The following is a 17,133-nucleotide window of genomic DNA, read 5'->3' on the forward strand; positions in this document are numbered from 1 at the left end:
GCGCTGCGGCCCTATCCGGAGACCTCTTCATGCTCCCCACCGAGATCCTCCTGAGCGAGGTCGGTCCCCGCGACGGCTTGCAGTCCGTGCGCGCCACGATGCCCACGGCCGACAAGCTGCGCTGGATCGACGCGCTGCACGCGGCCGGCCTGCGCGAGATCGAAGTCGCCTCCTTCGTGCCCGCGCGCCTGCTGCCGCAGATGGCGGACGCGGCCGAGGTCGTTCGGCACGCCGTCACGCTGCCCGGGCTGACCGTCATGGCGCTGGTGCCCAACCGCCGCGGCGCCGAGGCCGCGCTCGCTGCGGGCGTGCACAAGCTCACGATGCCCGTGTCCGCCAGCCCCGCGCATTCGCTGGCCAACGTGCGCAAGACGCCACAGGAAATGGTCGAGGAGGTGCGCGCCATCGCCGACCTGCGCCGCGACACCGCGCCGCAGGTGCGCCTGGAAGCCGGCATCTCCACCGCCTTCGGCTGCACGCTGCAGGGCACTGTGCCCGAAGACGAAGTCATCCGCCTGGCCGTGCAGTGCGCGCAGGCAGGTGCCGACGAAGTCGGGCTGTCCGACACCGTGGGCTATGCCAACCCGGCGCAGGTGCGGCGGCTGTTCCGGCGCCTGCGTGCCGAACTCGGCGACCGTGCCGGCGCCGCACACATGCACAACACACGCGGCCTTGGCCTGGCCAACTGCCTGGCGGCCTACGACGAGGGTGTGACAACCTTCGACGCCTCGCTCGGTGGGTTGGGTGGCTGCCCCTACGCGCCGGGCGCGTCGGGCAACGTCGTCACCGAAGACCTGGTCTTCATGTTCGAGGCGATGGGTGTGCGCACCGGCATCGACCTCGAACGCCTCATCGCCGCCCGCGCGCCACTGGTCGCGGGCCTGCCTGGCGAGCCGGTCTACGGCATGACGCCGGAAGCCGGGCTCCCCAAGAATTTCTCACAGGAATACCTCCGTGCCTGATTCCACCCCTGCAATGCAGTCTGCACCCTTGCCTTACGCGGGCATCCGCGTCGTCGAATTCACCCACATGGTCATGGGCCCGACCTGCGGCATGCTGCTGGGCGACCTGGGCGCCGAAGTCATCAAGGTCGAGCCGATCGAGGGCGACAACACGCGCCGCCTGCTGGGCTCGGGCGCCGGCTTCTTCCCGACCTTCAACCGCAACAAGAAGAGCATCGCGCTCGACCTGAAGCAGCCTGAAGGCGTGGAGGCGGCGCTGCGCCTGATCGCCACCGCCGACATCGTCAGCGAGAACTTCAAGCCCGGCACCATGAAGAAGCTGGGCCTGGACTACGACGCATTGAAGACGCTGAATCCACGGCTGATCTACGTGAGCCACAAGGGCTTCCTGCCCGGCCCTTACGACCATCGCACCGCCCTGGACGAGGTGGTGCAGATGATGGGCGGCCTGGCCTACATGACCGGCCGCGCCGGCGACCCGTTGCGCGCGGGCACCAGCGTGAACGACATCATGGGCGGCATGTTCGGTGCCATCGGCGCCATGGCCGCGCTGCGCCAGCGCGATCTCACGGGCCGAGGCAGCGAGGTGCAGTCGGCCCTCTTCGAGAACAACATCCTGCTGGTGGCCCAGCACATGATGCAGTTCGCCGCCACCGGCCGCGCGGCCGATCCGATGCCCAGCCGCATTTCGGCCTGGGGCGTGTACGACGTGTTCACGGTCAAGGACGGCGAGCAGATCTTCCTGGCGGCGGTCAGCGACAAGCAGTGGGCCATCTTCTGCAAGGCCTTCGGCCTGGGAGAGATGCTGGCCGACCCGCGCCTGGCGACCAACAACGACCGTGTGCTGGCGCGCGAGTGGATGATGCCGATCCTGCGCTCACACCTGGCCGATCGCAGCGCCTCCGAGCTCAGCGCGGTGTTCGAGCAGAACGAGTTGCCATTCGCACCCATCGTCAAGCCGCAGGACCTCTTCGACGACCCGCACCTGAACGCCACCGGCGGCCTGGCGCCCGTGCGCATGAACGACGGCGCCATGTCCAAGGTGCCGCTGATGCCCTTCACGCTCGATGGCGAGCGCCTGGGCATCCGGCTGCAGCCGCCGCTGTTGGGCGAACACACCGACGCGTTGCTGCAAGAAGTGGGCTACACCGGCGCCGACATCGCCGCGCTCAAGGCGCGCAAGGTCACGGCGGGGAGCTGACCCAGCCGCCGCCGAGCGCGCGGTAGAGCGCCACGCGCGCGTTGAGCGCATCGGCCTGCAACTGCAGCGCCGTCTGCTGGGCGCTGAACAGGTTGCGCTGCGCGTCGAGTTCGTCCAGGTACGACGCATAGCCTTCGCGGTAGCGGTTGCGAGCAATGCGCAGCGTTTCCTGCAGCGCGGTGCTCTGCGCCTCGACCTGCACCGTCTGCTGGCCGAGTTCATCGACGGCGGCCAGCTGGTCCTCGACCTCGCCGAAGGCCGTCAGCACGGTCTTCTCGTAGCTGGCCAGGGCCTGTGCGCGCCGCGCATCGGTCGCCTCGACCTGCGCGCGAAGGCGCCCGCCGTCGAAGATCGGCGCCAGGACGCTGCCGCCTAGGCTCCACAGCTTGAATGGATCGCCAGTGAGCGCCGTCGACGTGATGCTGCCGAGCGACGCCGACAGCCGCAGCGACGGCAGCAGCTGCGCGCGGGCTGCGGCGAGCTGTGCATCAGTGGCTGCCAGTTGCGCCTCCGCGCCTGCAATGTCGGGCCGGCGCCGCAGCAGTTCCGAAGGCAGGCCGGTCGCGGGCAGCGCCAGCAGTTGGAGTTCGGCCAGCGTCTTGCCGCGCGGGACCTCGCCGGGTGCGCTGCCGGCGAGCAGTGCCAGCGCGTGTTCCTGGCGCCGCTGGGCCAGCTGCAGCTGTGGAATGGCCGCGGCGGTGGCGCGGTACTCGGCCTCGCTCTGCTGCGTTTCCAGGGCCGAGGTGTAGCCACGCGCCTGGCGCGACCGGGCCAGCTTGAGCGCTGCTTCGCGCGCCTCCAGGGTCTGGCGCGCCACGTCGAGCCGCGCGTCGAGCGCCCGCAGCGTGATGTAGCCCGAGGCGGTCGACGCCGCCACGCTGAGCGCTGCGCTGTCGCGCGCGGCCTCGCTGGCCTGCAGTTGCGCGGTGGCCGCCTGGTCGAGCGCGCTCAGCCGGCCCCACAGATCGACCTCGTACGCCGCCTGGAACTGCGGCTGCCCGACGGTCGACAGATAAGGCTTGCCGGTGGCCGCGCTGATGCTGCGGCTGCGGCTGGCACCCAGCCCGGCGTCGAGCGTCGGCAGCGCTGCCGCGCGCTGCACGTCGGCCAGCGCCCGGGCCTCGGCCACACGGGCCGCGGCCGTGCGCAGGTCGGCGTTGTGCGCCAGCGCCTGGTCGACCAGGCGGTCGAGCACCGGATCGCCGAAAGCGTGCCACCAGCCGGCCTCGAGCGCGGCGCCGGCACTGGCATCGCGCGTGCCTTGCCAGGCCGCCGGGACTGGTGCCGCCAGCGAGGGCGCCGCAGGCGGCGTGCTGCTGCAGGCCTGCAACAGCAACGACAGCGCGGCCAGCGCCAGCGCCCGGCGACCGGAGTGCAGTGCGTTCATGGCCGGCTGCCTTCGGCGCGAACGTCGGTGTCCACCTTCACCACCACCGACATGCCCGGGCGCAGCCGCTGGGCGAGCGGCTGGTCGGCATCGATGGCGATGCGCACCGCTAGGCGTTGCGGGATCTTGGTGAAGTTGCCGGTGGCGTTGTCCTGCTTGATCACACTGAATTCCGAGCCGGTGGCCGGCGACAGCCGTTCGACATGCCCCGTGAGCTGTGCATCGGCGAGCGCATCGACATGGAATCGTGCGGGCTGGCCCGGTGCCATGCGTGCGGTCTGCGCCTCCTTGAAGTTAGCGACGATCCAGATCTGCGCGGGCACCACCGCCATCAACTGCGTGCCTGGCGTGACGTATTGGCCCAGTTTCACGCCGACCTCGCCCACGTGGCCGTCGCGGGGTGCGCGGATCTGCGTGTTGTCGAGGTCGATCTGCGCGAGCCGGACGGCCGCGCGCGCCGACTCCACGGCCGCGCCAACCGCGTCGCGGTTGACCACCACGGTGCGCAGGTCCTGCGTTGCCACGGCCTTGCCGGCCTGCGTCTGCAGCGCGGCTGCCTCGGCTTGCTTGACCGTTGCCTCGGCCTGGTGCAGCGCGGCTTCGGTCTGGTCGCGCTCACGCTGCGACAGCGAACCGTCCTGGGCCAGTGGCGTGGCGCGGCGCATGTCGGCCTGGGCGCGCGCGAGCTGGGCGCGGGCGTTCATCAACTGGGCCTGGGCGCTGGCGATCTGGGCCTGCGAGCTGCCGATGGCGGCCTCGCGCGCGGCCCGCGCCTGGGCTGTGTTGGCCAGATTGGCCTCCTGAGCGGCAAGCGCGCTGCGCGCCTGCTCCAGACGCTGGCGGTAAATGCGGTCGTCGAGCTTGACCAGCACGTCGCCCGCCTTGACGGCCATGTAGTCCTGCACGGTCACCTCGGCCACGTAGCCATCGACCTTGGGCGCGACGATGGTCACCATGCCACGCACGTAGGCGTTCTCGGTGGTTTCGGTGCCGGTGCGAAACGGCGGCAGGCGCCAGGCATAGAGCACCAGGCCCACGCAGAGCAGGGTGGCGATCAGCACGACCCATGTGCTGCGGGCGCGAAGGGTCTTGGAGAGGAAGGACATGGGAAGCTCGTGGGAGAAATCGATGGAGGAATCAGGGGGAGGACGGCTGGGCCGCGGCGTCGGCCACGCCGGTGGTGGCGCGCCGTGCGCGATGCCAGCGATGCGTCTTGACGCCTGCGAACACGAAGAAGCCGAGCGTGGACACCAGCGCTACGGTGTGGAAGAGGTCGTTGTAGGCCATCACATACGACTGCTGCGTGACCTGCTGGCCCAGCAGCGTGAGCGCCTGGGTCGCACGCGCGCTGTTGTCGTTCAGGCTCGACGCGTACGCGCCGCCGAGCTGCGCCAGGCGCTGTGCGACCTGCGGGTCCGACAGCTGCAGGTGCTCGACCAGCTGGCCATAGTGCAGCCTCTGGCGGTCGACCACCAGCGTGGCCAGCCAGGCCTGGCCGATCAGGCCGGCCAGCGCCTGGCCGCCGCTGAACACGGCAATGAAGCTCACCAGGTTCTTCATGCCGCCGGCGATCACATGGCCGAAGCCCTGCAGCAGCGCGGAGGCCAGGAACATCGCGCTGGCCGCGGCCAGCAGTGTCTGCGACAGGTACAGATCGTGCGGCCGGGTGAGCACCGTCGCGTCGCCGTCCATCCACGCGGCCACCATGATCAGCACCAGCGCGATGTCGCCCAGCACGTCGAAGCGCCGCGAAGGCAATGCCGCCATGGCGGCCACGAAGCCGGCCAGCGTACCGAGCGTGGCACAGGTGAACAGCAGGTGCATCTGGTCGTTGGTGAAGCCCAGCGTGTTCATGAGTCCGACGGCGCCCACCGTCTGCTCCGACAGCACCACCCGGAACAGCAGCGTTGCGGCCATGAAGCGCAGCATGAAGGGGCTGACGAGCCAGTGCAGGTCGAGCAGCGGCTTGTCGCGTTGCAGTTCGATGGCCACGTAGAGCCCGAGGCACAGCACCCCCCCGGCCAGGCACACACCCAGCCAGGGCGTGTCGGTCCACCAGTGCAGGCGCCCTTGCGTGAGCACCACGCTGAACAGCGCGAGCGCGCAGGCATAGAGCCCGAACACGATGCTGTCGCCCTTGGCGAACATCTTCTGCGTGGGCATCGGGCGCAGCCGCGCGACGTTGATGGCGGCAAAACACAACATGGCCAGCGCGGCGTCCACTACGTTCAGACCTCTCCACTGTCCGATCTGCAGCAGGTCTTCGGAAATCACGCGCGACATCGGCGCGCCGATCTGCAGCGCCGCAAAGCCCAGCAGCACGCCCACCACGGTCTTGGCCGGTGGAAAGGCCTGCATCATGTAGAGCACGGTCAGGCTGCTGATGGGCGCTGCGGCCAGGCCTAGCGCAGCGCGCACCAGCACGGCCGAGCCGAGGTTCTGGGTGAACAGATGCGCCACCGCCAGCAGCAGGTAAATGCCGATGGCGATGTCCGCGAACCAGCGCAGGCCGTACTGGTAGCGCACCTTGGTCAGCAGCAGCGTGGCCGAAATGTTGGTCGCGTAGTAGGCGGAGGTGAGCCAGCTGATCTCTGTGGGCGTCGCGCCCAGCGCCCCCTGGATGCCGCTCAGGTTCGAGTTGACCAGGTTCACGCCGAGGCCCTGCGTGATGCCCAGCAGCACCGAGATCGCCATGAAGGCCAGGCCCGCGCGCAGGTCGTAGGGCTCGGCCGGTGGCGCGGCAGTGGCCGGGGCAGGCGTCGGTGCCGGTGGCATCGGGGCGTCGGTCGCGGCCGCGCGCGCGGGCTCGCTCGCGGTGCCGCTCATGGCCGTTCCCCGGTGTCAGGCGCGGCGACGAGCGGCAGCACCAGCGTGTCGATGACCTTGGCGATCGAGGCGCGCGTGACCTTCTGGCTGCGCATGTTGAAGCGGTAAAGCACCAGTGCCGGCACCACGTCGAGGATCAGGTGCAGGTCGGCCGGCATGCGGATCTCACCGCGCGCAGCCGCGCGTTCGAACATGGTGACCAGCGTTGCGCGCCGCACCGCGAGTCGCTGTGGAGCGACCTTTTCGGTCCATGCGTGGTGCATTCGCACGTTGCCCAGCATTTCCTGGATGGCGGCCTGCATCAGGTGGTTGCCGATGCCGTAGTACACCTCGTACACCTTTACCAGGTCTTCGCGCAGGCTGCCGGTGTCGATCTCGACGTCCACCGGGGAGTACAGCGCGAGCGCGTCGGCCAGCAGCTCGTCCTTGGAGCGCCAGCGGCGGTACAGCGAAGCCTTGCCCGCACCAGCGCGATGCGCCACCGCATCCATCGTGACCGCGTTCAGGCCGCTGTCGCCGAGCAACTCCATGGCTGCGCGCAGGATGTTCGCATCCAGCGTGGCATCGCGGGGGCGGCCGGGCGAGGGTGTGACGGGAGGGGCGTTCATCGGATTTAGTGAACCGTGTAGTTTCGAAACTATAGTGTATCGAAATTGTCGGGCGGCTGCAGGGAGTGCCCTGGCTGCGTCCGTGCGGACGATGGGCCCCGCAGCGGGTAATCTCCCGTCATGGACCGCCTCACCCAGCTCGAATCCTTTGTCTCGATCGCCGCGCGCGGCAGCCTCACGGCGGCAGCCAAGGCCGAGGGGGTGGCGCCGGCGGTCATGGGTCGGCGCATCGATGCGCTGGAAGAGCGCCTGGGCGTCAAGCTGCTGCTGCGCAGCACCCGGCGCCTCACGCTCACGCACGAAGGCAGCGCCTTTCTGGAAGACTGCCAACGGCTGCTGGTGGAGTTCGCCAACGCCGAGGCCAGCGTGAGCGCGGGCGGCGTCAAGGCCAGCGGGCACCTGCGTGTGACCGCACCCGCCGGCTTCGGTCGGCGCCACGTGGCGCCGCTGGTGCCGCGCTTTCACGCGCTGCACCCGGAAGTGACGATCTCGCTCAACCTGAGCGACCGCGTGGTCGACATGGCCGGCGAGAACTTCGACTGCGCGGTGCGCGTAGGTGATCTGCCCGATTCTTCGCTGGTGAGCCTGCGCCTGGCCGACAATCGTCGCCGCTGTGTGGCCACGCCGGCCTTCCTGCGCCGCTACGGCACGCCGCGCCACCCGGGCGATCTGCAGCGTTTTGCCTGTCTCACGCTGTCGAGCGACGCCTCGCAGACCCGTGGCTGGGCCTTTCGCGTACCACCGGCGCAGGGCGGCGGCGAGCCGGAGGTCATTCACCTGAAGCCGCACGGCCCGCTCGACTGCACCGACGGCCAGGTGCTGCACGATTGGTGCCTGGCCGGCCATGGCATTGCCTGGCGCAGCATGTGGGAGGTGGAGGCGGAAATCGAGGCTGGCCTGCTGGTGCCGGTGCTCGACGACTTCGCCTCGCCGCCCAACGGGATCTACGCGGTGTTCCCGCAGAGGAAGCATCTGCCACTGCGCGTGCGCCTGTGGCTGGACTTCCTCAAGGCCGAGTACGGGCGTCCGGAATTCTGGAGCGGCACAATCGTCGCGCGCCCCCACCGAAAGGAAACCTCCCGATGACGCTCGAAGCGATCCTGGCCTATCTCCATCTGCTGGCCATCCTCACGATGGTCGTGTTCATCGCCAGCGAAGCCGCGCTGTGCCGCGTGGAATGGCTCAACGCCGCCGTGGTCGAGCGGCTCGCCAAGGTCGACATGGTCTACGGCATTGCCGCGCTCATGGTGCTGGCCACCGGCATCGCGCGCACGGTCTGGGGCGTCAAGGGCACGGCGTGGTATTGGACCAACCCGCTGCTGCACGTGAAGCTCACCCTGTTCATCGTCATCGGGGTGATGTCGATCTTCCCGACCCTGACCTACCTGCGCTGGCGCAAGACGCTGCGCGCGACCGGCGCGTTGCCCCCCGAGGCGGATGTGCGCAAGACCCGCAAGCTGGTGATGGTGCAGGCGCACCTGCTCGCCGTGATCCCTCTGGTCGCGGTGTTCCTGGCCCGCGGCTTCGGCCGGTGAAGCCGCAGGCCTGGCGGCGGGTCAGGCCTTGCTGCTCAGGCATTCCTTCATGAAGGCCTTGCGCGGGTCGCCCGACAGCGCCTTCGTCTTGGCTTCGGCGTTGCAGTTCTTCATCTTCTCCTGCTGAGTGATCGGCTTGGCGGGCGCGGCCGACAGGCATTCCTTCATGAAGGCCTTGCGGTCGTCGCCCTTTTTTGCGCCCGCATCCTTGTTGCAGGTACCCATCTTGTTCTGCTGGGCGGTAGGCGCCTTGGGCACTGGCGCCTTGTCCTGGGCCTGGGCAGCGCCGAAGGAAAGGCAGGCACCCAGTGCGAGCAGGGTCAGGAGCTTGTTCATGGTGGAGTGTCCTTAAAACGTGGTGGGCGAACGTGGTGGCGAAAGGCGGCCCCGCCTGTGCGAGGCCCCTCTGACAACGGGCCAACCCGCAGCGCGGATGACCGCCTCCGGCCGCTTCGGGTTTGCCGCCGGTAAAATCCCGCGATGCTATTGGTCAAACAAGAGTTGCTCGCGGCCCTCGCGACCACGCTCGAATCCTTCTCTCCCGGCGCCGGCGGCAAAGCCGCGTTCGAATCCCCCAAGGTGGCCGCCCATGGCGATTTCGCCAGCACCGCCGCCATGCAGTTGGCCAAGCCGCTCGGGCGCAAGCCGCGCGAACTGGCCGAAGACGTCAGTGCCGCGCTGCGCGCCACGCCGGCTTTCACACAATGGGTCGAGGCGATCGAAATCGCCGGCCCCGGCTTCCTGAACATCCGCCTGAAGACCGCAGCCAAGCAGCAGATCGTGCGCGAGGTGCTGGAAGCCGGCGAGGCTTTCGGCCGCCAGGCGCCCCACGGTGCGCGGGTGCTGGTCGAATTCGTCTCGGCCAACCCGACCGGCCCACTGCACGTCGGCCACGGCCGGCAGGCGGCGTTGGGCGACGCCATCTGCAACCTGCTGGCCGCCCAGGGTGCGGACGTCTATCGCGAGTTCTATTACAACGACGCCGGCGTGCAGATCCAGACACTGGCCAGCAGCACGCAACTGCGCCTGAAGGGCTTCAAGCCGGGCGATACCGAGTGGCCGAGCGGCGAGAAGGCGGCGGCGTACAACGGCGACTACATCGCCGACATCGCCGAAGACTTCAAGGCGAAGAAGACCGTCAGCGCCGACGACCGCGAATTCACCGCCAGCGGCGACATGGACGACATCGACTCGATCCGCCAGTTCGCCGTGGCCTACCTGCGCCGCGAGCAGGACCTGGACCTGAAGGCGTTCCAGGTGAAGTTCGACAATTACTACCTGGAGTCGAGCCTGTACACCAGCGGCCGTGTGGCGGCGACGGTGCAGAAGCTGGTCGACGCCGGCAAGACCTACGAGCAGGACGGCGCGCTGTGGCTCAAGTCGACCGACTACGGCGACGACAAGGACCGCGTCATGCGCAAGCAGGACGGCACGTACACCTATTTCGTGCCTGACGTGGCGTACCACATCGCCAAGTGGGAGCGCGGCTTTCACAAGGTGGTGAACATCCAGGGCACCGACCACCACGGCACCATCGCCCGCGTGCGCGCCGGCCTGCAGGCCGCTGGCGTCGGCATCCCCGCCGGCTACCCCGACTACGTGCTCCACACCATGGTGCGGGTGGTCAAGGGTGGTGAAGAGGTGAAGATCAGCAAGCGCGCCGGCAGCTACGTCACGCTGCGCGACCTGATCGAGTGGACCAGCACCGACGCGGTCCGTTTCTTCCTGCTCAGCCGCAAGCCCGACACCGAATACACCTTCGACGTCGACCTGGCGGTCGCGAAGAACAACGACAACCCGGTCTACTACGTGCAGTACGCGCATGCGCGCATCTGCTCGGTGCTGGCGGCCTGGGGCGGCGAGCGCGGCCAGCTGAAGACGGTCGACCTCACGGCCCTGGAAAGCGGACCCGCGCAGGCGCTCATGCTGCTGCTGGCCCGTTTCCCGGCCATGCTCACCGCCGCAGCGCAGGACTTCGCGCCGCACGACGTCACCTTCTATCTGCGCGAGCTTGCTGCCAGTTACCACAGTTACTACGATGCCGAACGCATCCTGGTCGAGGACGAAGCGGTCAAACTGGCGCGTCTGGCGCTCGTCGCCGCCACGGCCCAGGTGCTGCACAATGGCCTCGCGATGCTCGGCGTGAGTGCGCCCAGCAAGATGTGATTTCTTCTCTGACCATGAAACAACGACAACGCGGCAACACGGCCATCGGCCTGATCATCGGCATCGTGCTCGGCCTGGGCGTGGCCCTCGGCATTGCGGTCTATGTGACCAAGGTGCCGATCCCCTTCATGACCAAGACCCAGCGTGGCGGTGCCGAGCAGGACGAGGCAGAGGCACGCAAGAACCGCGACTGGGACCCGAACGGCCCGCTGGCCGGCAAACCCCGCGCGCCCGCGGTCGCCGTACCGGCAGCACCCCCCACGCCGACGTCGCCTGCCGTGGCAGGCAATCCGCCGACTCAAAGCGGGCCGGTACCTGTCGTGGTAGCACCCAGCACAAGCGCCACCCCTGCAACCCCCGCCACGCCAGCCGCTCCGCGCACCGCCCGCACCCCGGACGCGGGTGCATCGAGCGATCCGCTCGGCGACCTGGCCCGTGCCCGCGCCAACGACGGCGGCACGGCCGCAGCCTCGCCGGACGCCTTCATGTATTTCGTGCAGGCGGGCGCCTTCCGCACGACCGAGGATGCCGACGCGCAGCGTGCCAAGCTGTCGCTGATGGGCATCGAGGCGCGCGTGACCGAGCGCGAGCAGGCCGGGCGCACCGTCTACCGCGTGCGTGCGGGTCCTTTCAACAAGAAGGAAGACGCCGACCGCCTGAAGGACCGCATGGACGGCAACGGCCTCGAATCCGCGCTGGTGCGCGTGCAGCGCTGACACCGTGCTGCGGAACTCCACAGCCCCTGCGCGGCTCTCAGCGCAACAGGAGAAAACTTTTCAATGAACCGTCGTGACTTTTCGCTGACCGCCGCTTCGCTCGGTCTGCTCCCCCTGGCTGGCTCGCTGCATGCCCAGGCTCGCGTGCCCAAGGCAGGCACCGACTACATCGCGCTCGGCAAGCGCCTGCCGGTCGATTCGCCGGCCGACAAGGTCGAGGTGGTCGAGTTCTTTTCATACAACTGTCCGCACTGCGCCGCCTTCGAGCCGCGCCTCGAAGCCTGGGTCAAGCAACTGCCTGCCAACGTGGTGTTCAAGCGCATTCCGGTGCCCTTCGTCGGCAACGACGTGGAAACCAAGCAGCGCCTCTACTACACGCTCGAAGCCATGGGCAAGGTCGACGAGTTCCAACTCAAGATCTTCCAGGCTATCCATGGCGAGCGCCAGCGCCTGTTCGGCGACGACGCGGTGCTGGCCTGGGCCGGCAAGCAGCCTGGCCTGGATGCCAAGAAATTCGGCGAGCTGTTCAAGTCGTTCAGCGTGGTCGGCAAGGCCAAGCGCGCCACGCAGCTGACCACCGATTTCCAGGTCGCCGGTGTGCCGGCGCTGGGCGTGGCGGGTCGCTGGTATGTGGACGGTGACACTGCCGGCACACTCGACCGCGCCCTCCAGGTGTGTGATTTCCTGATCGGCGAAGCGCGCAAGGCCTGAGCTTTCAGGGGTCCAGCCGACCGTGAGGCCCGCCTTGGCGGGCTTTTTCGTTCATGCGGCACTGTAGCGTCTGTGGGCACGCGCATCCGCATACAATGAATCAGCAAGTTTCGTGCCTTTATGACAAGCTCCTCCTTCTCTTTCTCCCTCGTTGCCCGCGTCGCCCTGTGCGCGCTGGTGCTCGCTGGCGTCGTGCCGGCTGCGCAGGCCGAGAAGGCCGACCGCAGCAAGCCCATGAACATCGAGGCCGATGCGCTGCGTTACGACGACCTCAAGCAGACCAGCGTGTTCACGGGCAACGTGGTCGTGACCAAGGGCACGATCATCATCCGGGGTGCGCGCATCGACGTGCGCCAGGACCCCGAGGGCTATCAGTACGGCGTGGTCACTGCCGCACCGGGCAAGCTCGCCTATTACAAGCAAAAGCGTGACAGCGGTACCGATGAATGGACCGAAGGCGAATCGGAAGTCATCGAATACGACAGCCGCGCCGACAACGTGAAGTTCATCCGGCGCGCGGTGATGCGCCGCCTGATCGGCGCCACGCCGAACGACGAAACCACTGGTGCGCTGATCGTCTACGACCAGAGCAACGACACTTTCACCGTCAACGGCGCGCCGCTGCCGCCCGGCGCCAGCGTGGCGACGGGCGAACGTGGCAGCCGGGTGCGCGCCGTACTCACGCCCCGTGCGGCCGGCACGACGTCCAACGCGCCAGCGGCCACGCCACCTGCAGCGCCCGCATCCGCAGCTGGGCGCAGCCTGCGTTCGACCACCACCCTGGGCGGCAGCGGAGAGTCTCGCCAGTGAGCGACATCGCCACCCCCACCGCCGCGTCCTTGCGCGCCACGCCCGATGCTGCAGGCACCGGCAGCCGGCTTGTCGTGCGCGGCCTGCAGAAGAGCTATGGCAGCCGCAAGGTGGTCAAGAACGTCTCGCTCGAAGTGCAGAAGGGCGAAGTTGTCGGACTGCTCGGCCCCAATGGCGCGGGCAAGACCACCTCGTTCTACATGATCGTCGGCCTGGTGCGTGCCGACGCGGGCGAGATCACCATCGACGGTGAGCCGATCGCCCACATGCCGATCCACCGCCGCGCCCGCATGGGCCTGAGCTACCTGCCGCAGGAAGCGTCGATCTTTCGCAAGCTCACGGTCGAGGAGAACGTGCGCGCCGTGCTGGAGCTGCAGACCGAGCCCGATGGCAAGGGCGGCAACGCGACGCTGTCGGCCAAGCGCATCGACGAACGCCTGGCCGAGCTGCTGGGCGACCTGCGCGTCGACCACCTGCGCGCCTCGCCCGCGCTGGCACTGTCGGGCGGCGAACGCCGCCGCGTCGAGATTGCACGCGCTCTGGCCACACAGCCGCGCTTCATCCTGCTGGACGAGCCGTTTGCAGGCATCGACCCCATCGCGGTGATCGAAATCCAGCGGATCATCAGTTTTCTCAAAGGGCGGGGTATTGGCGTGCTGATCACCGACCACAACGTGCGTGAAACGCTGGGCATCTGCGATCACGCGTTCATCATCAGCGACGGGCAGGTGCTGGCACAAGGCACGCCTTCGGAGATCGTCGACAACGCCGAGGTGCGACGCGTGTACCTCGGCGAAAACTTCAGAATGTGATGGCGTTGCGTTCGATGATCCTGTCCGCAGCAGAAGGACGGCGTCTTCGTGGAGGCCGTCGCTCGCAGCGCTCTGCCGGGGAGGCACGCCTGTGAAGCAAGGTCTCTCACTGCGGGTTTCGCAGCATCTCGCGCTCACGCCGCAACTGCAGCAGTCGATCCGTCTGCTGCAGTTGTCCACGCTCGAGCTGAGCCAGGAAGTCGAGCAGATGCTCGACGAGAACCCGTTTCTCGAACGCACCGCCGAAGAGGCGGCGCGCGAGGAGTTCGGCCTGGACGCATCCGACGCCGCGCCGCCGCGCGACGACGACTTCGCCACCGCTTCGGCGTCGGCGCCGGCCGATTCGAGCAGTTCTTCGACCAGCACGAGCGAGTCGGAGGCCGCCACGCCCGAGGTCACCGAGGCCCAGCCCGACTGGGAAGGCGATGGCACGGTCGACATGGCGCCTGACGACAGCGAATGGGGCAGCGATGCACCCGCGCGCACCAACAACCTGGGCGACGACGAACGTGCCGACGCCACCGAACTCGCGCGCAGCCAGGAAACACTGCAGTCCTTCCTGCATCGCCAGGCGCTGGGCCTGCGGCTCAACGAAAACGACCGCGCGGCGCTGCGCTTTTTGATCGAGTCGCTCAACGACGACGGCTATCTGGAAGACACGCTGGCCGAACTCGCCACGGGACTGGCGGGCGGCGACAACGAGCAGTTCGACGACCTGATGCACCACTTCCAGGTGGCGCTCGGCCTGCTGCAGAGCCTGGAGCCGGTGGGTGTGGGCGCGCGCGACCTGGGCGAGTGCCTGACCATTCAGTTGCGCGCGCTGGCCGAACCGGGTGAATCCGACGAGGCCGTGCAGATCCGCAAGACCGCCATCGCCATCTGCAAGCAGCCCATGGAGCTGCTCGCGCGGCGCGACTTCAAGCGCCTGGCCACCCTCACGCGCAGCAACGAGGACGGCGTGCGCAGCGCACTGCAGCTCATCGCCACGCTCGAGCCCAAGCCGGGGCGGCGTTTCGTCGACGTCGAGCGCAACATCGTCGTGCCCGACGTGATCGTCACGCGCACCGGTCGCGGCACGAACGTCAAGTTCCGCGTGATGCTCAACCCCGACGTGATGCCGCGTCTGCGCGTGCACGACATCTATGCCGGCGCGCTCAAGTCGCACAAGGGGGAGGGCAGCCAGGCGCTGAGCCAGCGGCTGCAGGAGGCGCGCTGGTTCATCAAGAACATCCAGCAGCGTTTCGACACCATCCTGCGCGTGTCCAACGCGATCGTGGAGCGCCAGAAAAGCTATTTCGTGCATGGCGAACTGGCCATGCGCCCACTGGTGCTGCGCGAGATCGCCGACGAACTCGGCCTGCACGAGTCCACCATCAGCCGCGTCACCACAGCCAAGTACATGGCCACGCCCTACGGCACGGTCGAGCTCAAGTACTTCTTCGGTTCAGCGCTGGGCACCGAGACCGGCGGCAACGCGTCGAGCACCGCGGTGCGCGCGCTGATCAAGCAGTTCGTGAGTTCCGAGAGCGTCAAGAAGCCGCTGTCGGACAGCCAGATATCGGACATGCTCAAGGAACAGGGCATCGAGTGCGCGCGCCGCACCGTGGCCAAGTACCGCGAGGCGCTGCGCATCGCACCAGCCAATCTGCGCAAGGCGCTCTGAGCCGGGCGCACGCACGCGCGGCGGACGGACCACTGAACATGAACCAACTGAAACTCTTTCTTCCCTGTGCCGCCGGCGTCGAGGACTTCCTCGCCCAGGAAGTGCACGGCCTGACCGGCCTGGCGGGCGACGACCTGATGGCGTCCCGCGGCGGCGTGTTCGTGCGCGGCTCCTGGCGCGACGCCATGAAGCTCAACCTGCATTGCCGGCTGGCCCAGCGCGTGCTCGTCGAACTCGCGCATGCGCCCTACCGCAGCGAAAACGACCTCTACGCCATCGCCAGCGGTGTGGCCTGGGAAATCTGGTTCACGCCAAGGCAGACCTTCAAGATCGAGACGACCGCGCAGCACAGCCCGCTGCAGAGCCTGAACTTCGCCACGCTGCGCATCAAGGACGCCATTGCCGACCGCTTTCGCGCCAAGGCGGGTGGCGTGCGCCCGAGCATCGAGACCCAGTGGCCCGACTGCCGCGTGTTCGCCCACCTGACGACCGACAGCTGCACCCTCTACATCGACACCTCGGGCGAGCCGCTCTTCAAGCGCGGCTGGCGCCAGGACAAGGGCGACGCGCCGCTCAAGGAAACCCTGGCCGCCGCCATGCTGGCGGCCAGCGGCTGGTGGAACCCGGAAACCGGCGCCGTCTCCGACCAGCCGCTGTACGACCCGTGCTGTGGCAGCGGCACCATCGCCATCGAAGCGGCACAGATTGCCGCCCGCATTCCAGCCGGCGCGCTGCGCCGCTTCGGCTTCGAGAAGCTGCTGCCTTTCCAGCCGCACGTGTGGGAGGCGCTGCAGAACGACGCAATGCCCGCGCCGGCAGCGGCTGCGGCGCCCGTCATCTACGGCTCCGACGTCGCGCACCGCATGGTCGATTTCGCCGAGCGCAATGCCGAGCGGGCCGGCGTGGCTGCGCACATCGAGTTCCGCGGCGGCGATGCGCTGCAGCGCATGCCGCCGGCCGCTGGCGGCGTGATCGTGTTGAACCCGCCCTACGGCGAGCGTATCGAGGTGGCCGGTGTGGCCGGCACGGCGCGTTTCGGCGCGCGCGAGTCGGCCCAGACGGAAGCCGGCTCGGGCGAGGAGGGCAACGCGTTTTTCCCTCAACTGGCCAGCCACTGGAAGAAAAACTATGCCGGCTGGACCGCCTGGGTGCTGACGCCCGACCTGCAACTGCCCAAGCGCATGCGCCTGAAGGAGTCGCGCCGCGTGCCGATGTGGAACGGCCCGATCGAGTGCCGCCTGTTCCGCTTCGACATGGTGGCGGGCTCGGCACGCACCAAGCAGCCGTGAAGCCTTGACCCGTTGAAGCCATGAGCCGCCGCGTCGTCATCGACACGAACATCGTGTTGGACCTGTTCGTGTTCGACGATGCCGCCGCGAAGCCGCTGCGCGCCGCGCTCGAGGCGGGCGACGTCGAGTGGCTCGCGACCGACGCGATGCGCGCTGAACTCGCGCGGGTGCTGGGCTATCCGAAGATCGCGCCGCGCCTGGCGTTCTATCGACTCGCGGATGCCGACGTGCTCGGCGCCTTCGACCGCCACGTGCGCATCGTCGCGCCTGCACCCGGTGCCAGCATCCGCTGCAAGGACCCGGACGACCAGATCTACATCGACCTCGCGGTGGCCCACGGCGCGCGGCTGTTCAGCAAGGACGGTGCCGTGCGCGCGATGCGCAAGCGGCTGGCGGGGTTGGGGGCCGAGCTGGTCTAGGGGCGAGTGGGTTGACGGTCGTCGGCAG

Annotated in this window: 17 protein-coding genes; 12 read left to right on the forward strand and 5 right to left on the reverse strand. The window is 68.4% G+C overall.

Going from position 1 to position 17,133, the window contains the following annotated elements; translation table 11 throughout:
* Nucleotides 1–29 precede the first annotated feature (29 nt).
* Nucleotides 30–962: a hydroxymethylglutaryl-CoA lyase gene (locus tag J2W36_RS13255; protein WP_307690201.1), complete on the forward strand. Its 933-nt coding sequence runs from the start codon at nt 30–32 to the stop codon at nt 960–962.
* A 13-nt stretch (nt 963–975) separates the two neighbouring features.
* Entirely contained in the window at nt 976–2,163 is a 1,188-nt protein-coding gene (locus tag J2W36_RS13260) for a CaiB/BaiF CoA transferase family protein (RefSeq protein WP_307690259.1), read from the forward strand.
* On the opposite strand, the gene J2W36_RS13265 is transcribed toward J2W36_RS13260, so the two are convergent.
* The 4 genes from J2W36_RS13265 to J2W36_RS13280 are packed head-to-tail and all read right to left on the reverse strand — an operon-like array spanning nt 2,147 to nt 6,984.
* Complete coding sequence (locus tag J2W36_RS13265; RefSeq protein ID WP_307690202.1) at nt 2,147–3,550, reverse strand: efflux transporter outer membrane subunit; 1,404 nt, start codon at nt 3,548–3,550, stop codon at nt 2,147–2,149. The genes J2W36_RS13260 and J2W36_RS13265 overlap by 17 nt on opposite strands.
* Nucleotides 3,547–4,656 (reverse strand): HlyD family secretion protein, encoded by a 1,110-nt coding sequence (locus tag J2W36_RS13270; RefSeq protein WP_307690203.1) that lies wholly within the window; start codon nt 4,654–4,656, stop codon nt 3,547–3,549. The genes J2W36_RS13265 and J2W36_RS13270 overlap by 4 nt, the downstream gene beginning before the upstream one ends.
* Nucleotides 4,657–4,687: 31 nt before the next feature.
* Entirely contained in the window at nt 4,688–6,376 is a 1,689-nt protein-coding gene (locus J2W36_RS13275; protein WP_307690204.1) for an MFS transporter, read from the reverse strand.
* A complete protein-coding gene (locus tag J2W36_RS13280; protein WP_307690205.1) occupies nt 6,373–6,984 on the reverse strand; it encodes a TetR/AcrR family transcriptional regulator in 612 nt (203 codons plus the stop codon). Before J2W36_RS13280 ends, J2W36_RS13275 begins: the two co-directional genes overlap by 4 nt.
* A 120-nt stretch (nt 6,985–7,104) precedes the next feature.
* Here J2W36_RS13280 and J2W36_RS13285 point away from each other — a divergent pair, with 120 nt between their 5' ends.
* Both J2W36_RS13285 and J2W36_RS13290 read left to right on the forward strand, forming a co-directional pair.
* Nucleotides 7,105–8,070, forward strand: coding sequence for a LysR family transcriptional regulator (locus J2W36_RS13285; RefSeq protein ID WP_307690206.1), 966 nt, complete (start codon nt 7,105–7,107; stop codon nt 8,068–8,070).
* The gene (locus J2W36_RS13290; protein WP_307690207.1) at nt 8,067–8,519 is read left to right on the forward strand and encodes a DUF2214 family protein; all 453 of its coding nucleotides are present in this window, start codon (nt 8,067–8,069) and stop codon (nt 8,517–8,519) included. The genes J2W36_RS13285 and J2W36_RS13290 overlap by 4 nt, the downstream gene beginning before the upstream one ends.
* A gap of 21 nt (nt 8,520–8,540) precedes the next feature.
* On the opposite strand, the gene J2W36_RS13295 is transcribed toward J2W36_RS13290, so the two are convergent.
* A complete protein-coding gene (locus J2W36_RS13295; protein ID WP_307690208.1) occupies nt 8,541–8,855 on the reverse strand; it encodes a PsiF family protein in 315 nt (104 codons plus the stop codon).
* Nucleotides 8,856–8,999: 144 nt separating this feature from the next.
* On the opposite strand from J2W36_RS13295, the gene argS reads away from it, so the two are divergent.
* The 8 genes from argS (at nt 9,000) to J2W36_RS13335 (ending at nt 17,105) form a co-directional block, all read left to right on the forward strand.
* Complete coding sequence (gene argS / locus J2W36_RS13300; RefSeq protein ID WP_307690209.1) at nt 9,000–10,685, forward strand: arginine--tRNA ligase; 1,686 nt, start codon at nt 9,000–9,002, stop codon at nt 10,683–10,685.
* Between the two features lie 14 nt (nt 10,686–10,699).
* Nucleotides 10,700–11,401, forward strand: coding sequence for an SPOR domain-containing protein (locus J2W36_RS13305; protein ID WP_307690210.1), 702 nt, complete (start codon nt 10,700–10,702; stop codon nt 11,399–11,401).
* A gap of 63 nt (nt 11,402–11,464) precedes the next feature.
* A complete protein-coding gene (locus J2W36_RS13310) occupies nt 11,465–12,112 on the forward strand; it encodes a thiol:disulfide interchange protein DsbA/DsbL (RefSeq protein ID WP_307690211.1) in 648 nt (215 codons plus the stop codon).
* Nucleotides 12,113–12,232: 120 nt separating this feature from the next.
* The gene (lptA, locus tag J2W36_RS13315; protein WP_307690212.1) at nt 12,233–12,922 is read left to right on the forward strand and encodes a lipopolysaccharide transport periplasmic protein LptA; all 690 of its coding nucleotides are present in this window, start codon (nt 12,233–12,235) and stop codon (nt 12,920–12,922) included.
* A 5-nt stretch (nt 12,923–12,927) separates the two neighbouring features.
* Nucleotides 12,928–13,734 carry an LPS export ABC transporter ATP-binding protein gene (lptB, locus tag J2W36_RS13320; RefSeq protein ID WP_370869322.1) on the forward strand — a complete coding sequence of 269 codons (807 nt, stop codon included), beginning with the start codon at nt 12,928–12,930 and terminating at the stop codon, nt 13,732–13,734.
* Nucleotides 13,735–13,825: 91 nt separating this feature from the next.
* Nucleotides 13,826–15,397: an RNA polymerase factor sigma-54 gene (locus tag J2W36_RS13325; protein WP_307690213.1), complete on the forward strand. Its 1,572-nt coding sequence runs from the start codon at nt 13,826–13,828 to the stop codon at nt 15,395–15,397.
* Nucleotides 15,398–15,435: 38 nt separating this feature from the next.
* Nucleotides 15,436–16,686: a THUMP domain-containing class I SAM-dependent RNA methyltransferase gene (locus tag J2W36_RS13330; protein ID WP_307690214.1), complete on the forward strand. Its 1,251-nt coding sequence runs from the start codon at nt 15,436–15,438 to the stop codon at nt 16,684–16,686.
* Between the two features lie 20 nt (nt 16,687–16,706).
* The gene (locus J2W36_RS13335) at nt 16,707–17,105 is read left to right on the forward strand and encodes a putative toxin-antitoxin system toxin component, PIN family (RefSeq protein WP_307690215.1); all 399 of its coding nucleotides are present in this window, start codon (nt 16,707–16,709) and stop codon (nt 17,103–17,105) included.
* The last annotated feature ends 28 nt before the right edge of the window (nt 17,106–17,133 follow it).

Source organism: Variovorax ginsengisoli, from assembly GCF_030811835.1.
GTDB lineage: Bacteria > Pseudomonadota > Gammaproteobacteria > Burkholderiales > Burkholderiaceae_C > Variovorax > Variovorax ginsengisoli_C.

Excerpts from the sequence above, each read along its gene's own strand:
- J2W36_RS13255 (WP_307690201.1), top strand. The coding sequence starts at position 30 with ATGCTCCCCACCGAGATCCTCCTGAGCGAGGTCGGTCCCCGCGACGGC.
- J2W36_RS13260 (WP_307690259.1), top strand. The coding sequence starts at position 976 with ATGCAGTCTGCACCCTTGCCTTACGCGGGCATCCGCGTCGTCGAATTC.
- J2W36_RS13265 (WP_307690202.1), bottom strand. The coding sequence starts at position 3,550 with ATGAACGCACTGCACTCCGGTCGCCGGGCGCTGGCGCTGGCCGCGCTG.
- J2W36_RS13270 (WP_307690203.1), bottom strand. The coding sequence starts at position 4,656 with ATGTCCTTCCTCTCCAAGACCCTTCGCGCCCGCAGCACATGGGTCGTG.
- J2W36_RS13275 (WP_307690204.1), bottom strand. The coding sequence starts at position 6,376 with ATGAGCGGCACCGCGAGCGAGCCCGCGCGCGCGGCCGCGACCGACGCC.
- J2W36_RS13280 (WP_307690205.1), bottom strand. The coding sequence starts at position 6,984 with ATGAACGCCCCTCCCGTCACACCCTCGCCCGGCCGCCCCCGCGATGCC.
- J2W36_RS13285 (WP_307690206.1), top strand. The coding sequence starts at position 7,105 with ATGGACCGCCTCACCCAGCTCGAATCCTTTGTCTCGATCGCCGCGCGC.
- J2W36_RS13290 (WP_307690207.1), top strand. The coding sequence starts at position 8,067 with ATGACGCTCGAAGCGATCCTGGCCTATCTCCATCTGCTGGCCATCCTC.
- J2W36_RS13295 (WP_307690208.1), bottom strand. The coding sequence starts at position 8,855 with ATGAACAAGCTCCTGACCCTGCTCGCACTGGGTGCCTGCCTTTCCTTC.
- argS (WP_307690209.1), top strand. The coding sequence starts at position 9,000 with ATGCTATTGGTCAAACAAGAGTTGCTCGCGGCCCTCGCGACCACGCTC.
- J2W36_RS13305 (WP_307690210.1), top strand. The coding sequence starts at position 10,700 with ATGAAACAACGACAACGCGGCAACACGGCCATCGGCCTGATCATCGGC.
- J2W36_RS13310 (WP_307690211.1), top strand. The coding sequence starts at position 11,465 with ATGAACCGTCGTGACTTTTCGCTGACCGCCGCTTCGCTCGGTCTGCTC.
- lptA (WP_307690212.1), top strand. The coding sequence starts at position 12,233 with ATGACAAGCTCCTCCTTCTCTTTCTCCCTCGTTGCCCGCGTCGCCCTG.
- J2W36_RS13330 (WP_307690214.1), top strand. The coding sequence starts at position 15,436 with ATGAACCAACTGAAACTCTTTCTTCCCTGTGCCGCCGGCGTCGAGGAC.
- J2W36_RS13335 (WP_307690215.1), top strand. The coding sequence starts at position 16,707 with ATGAGCCGCCGCGTCGTCATCGACACGAACATCGTGTTGGACCTGTTC.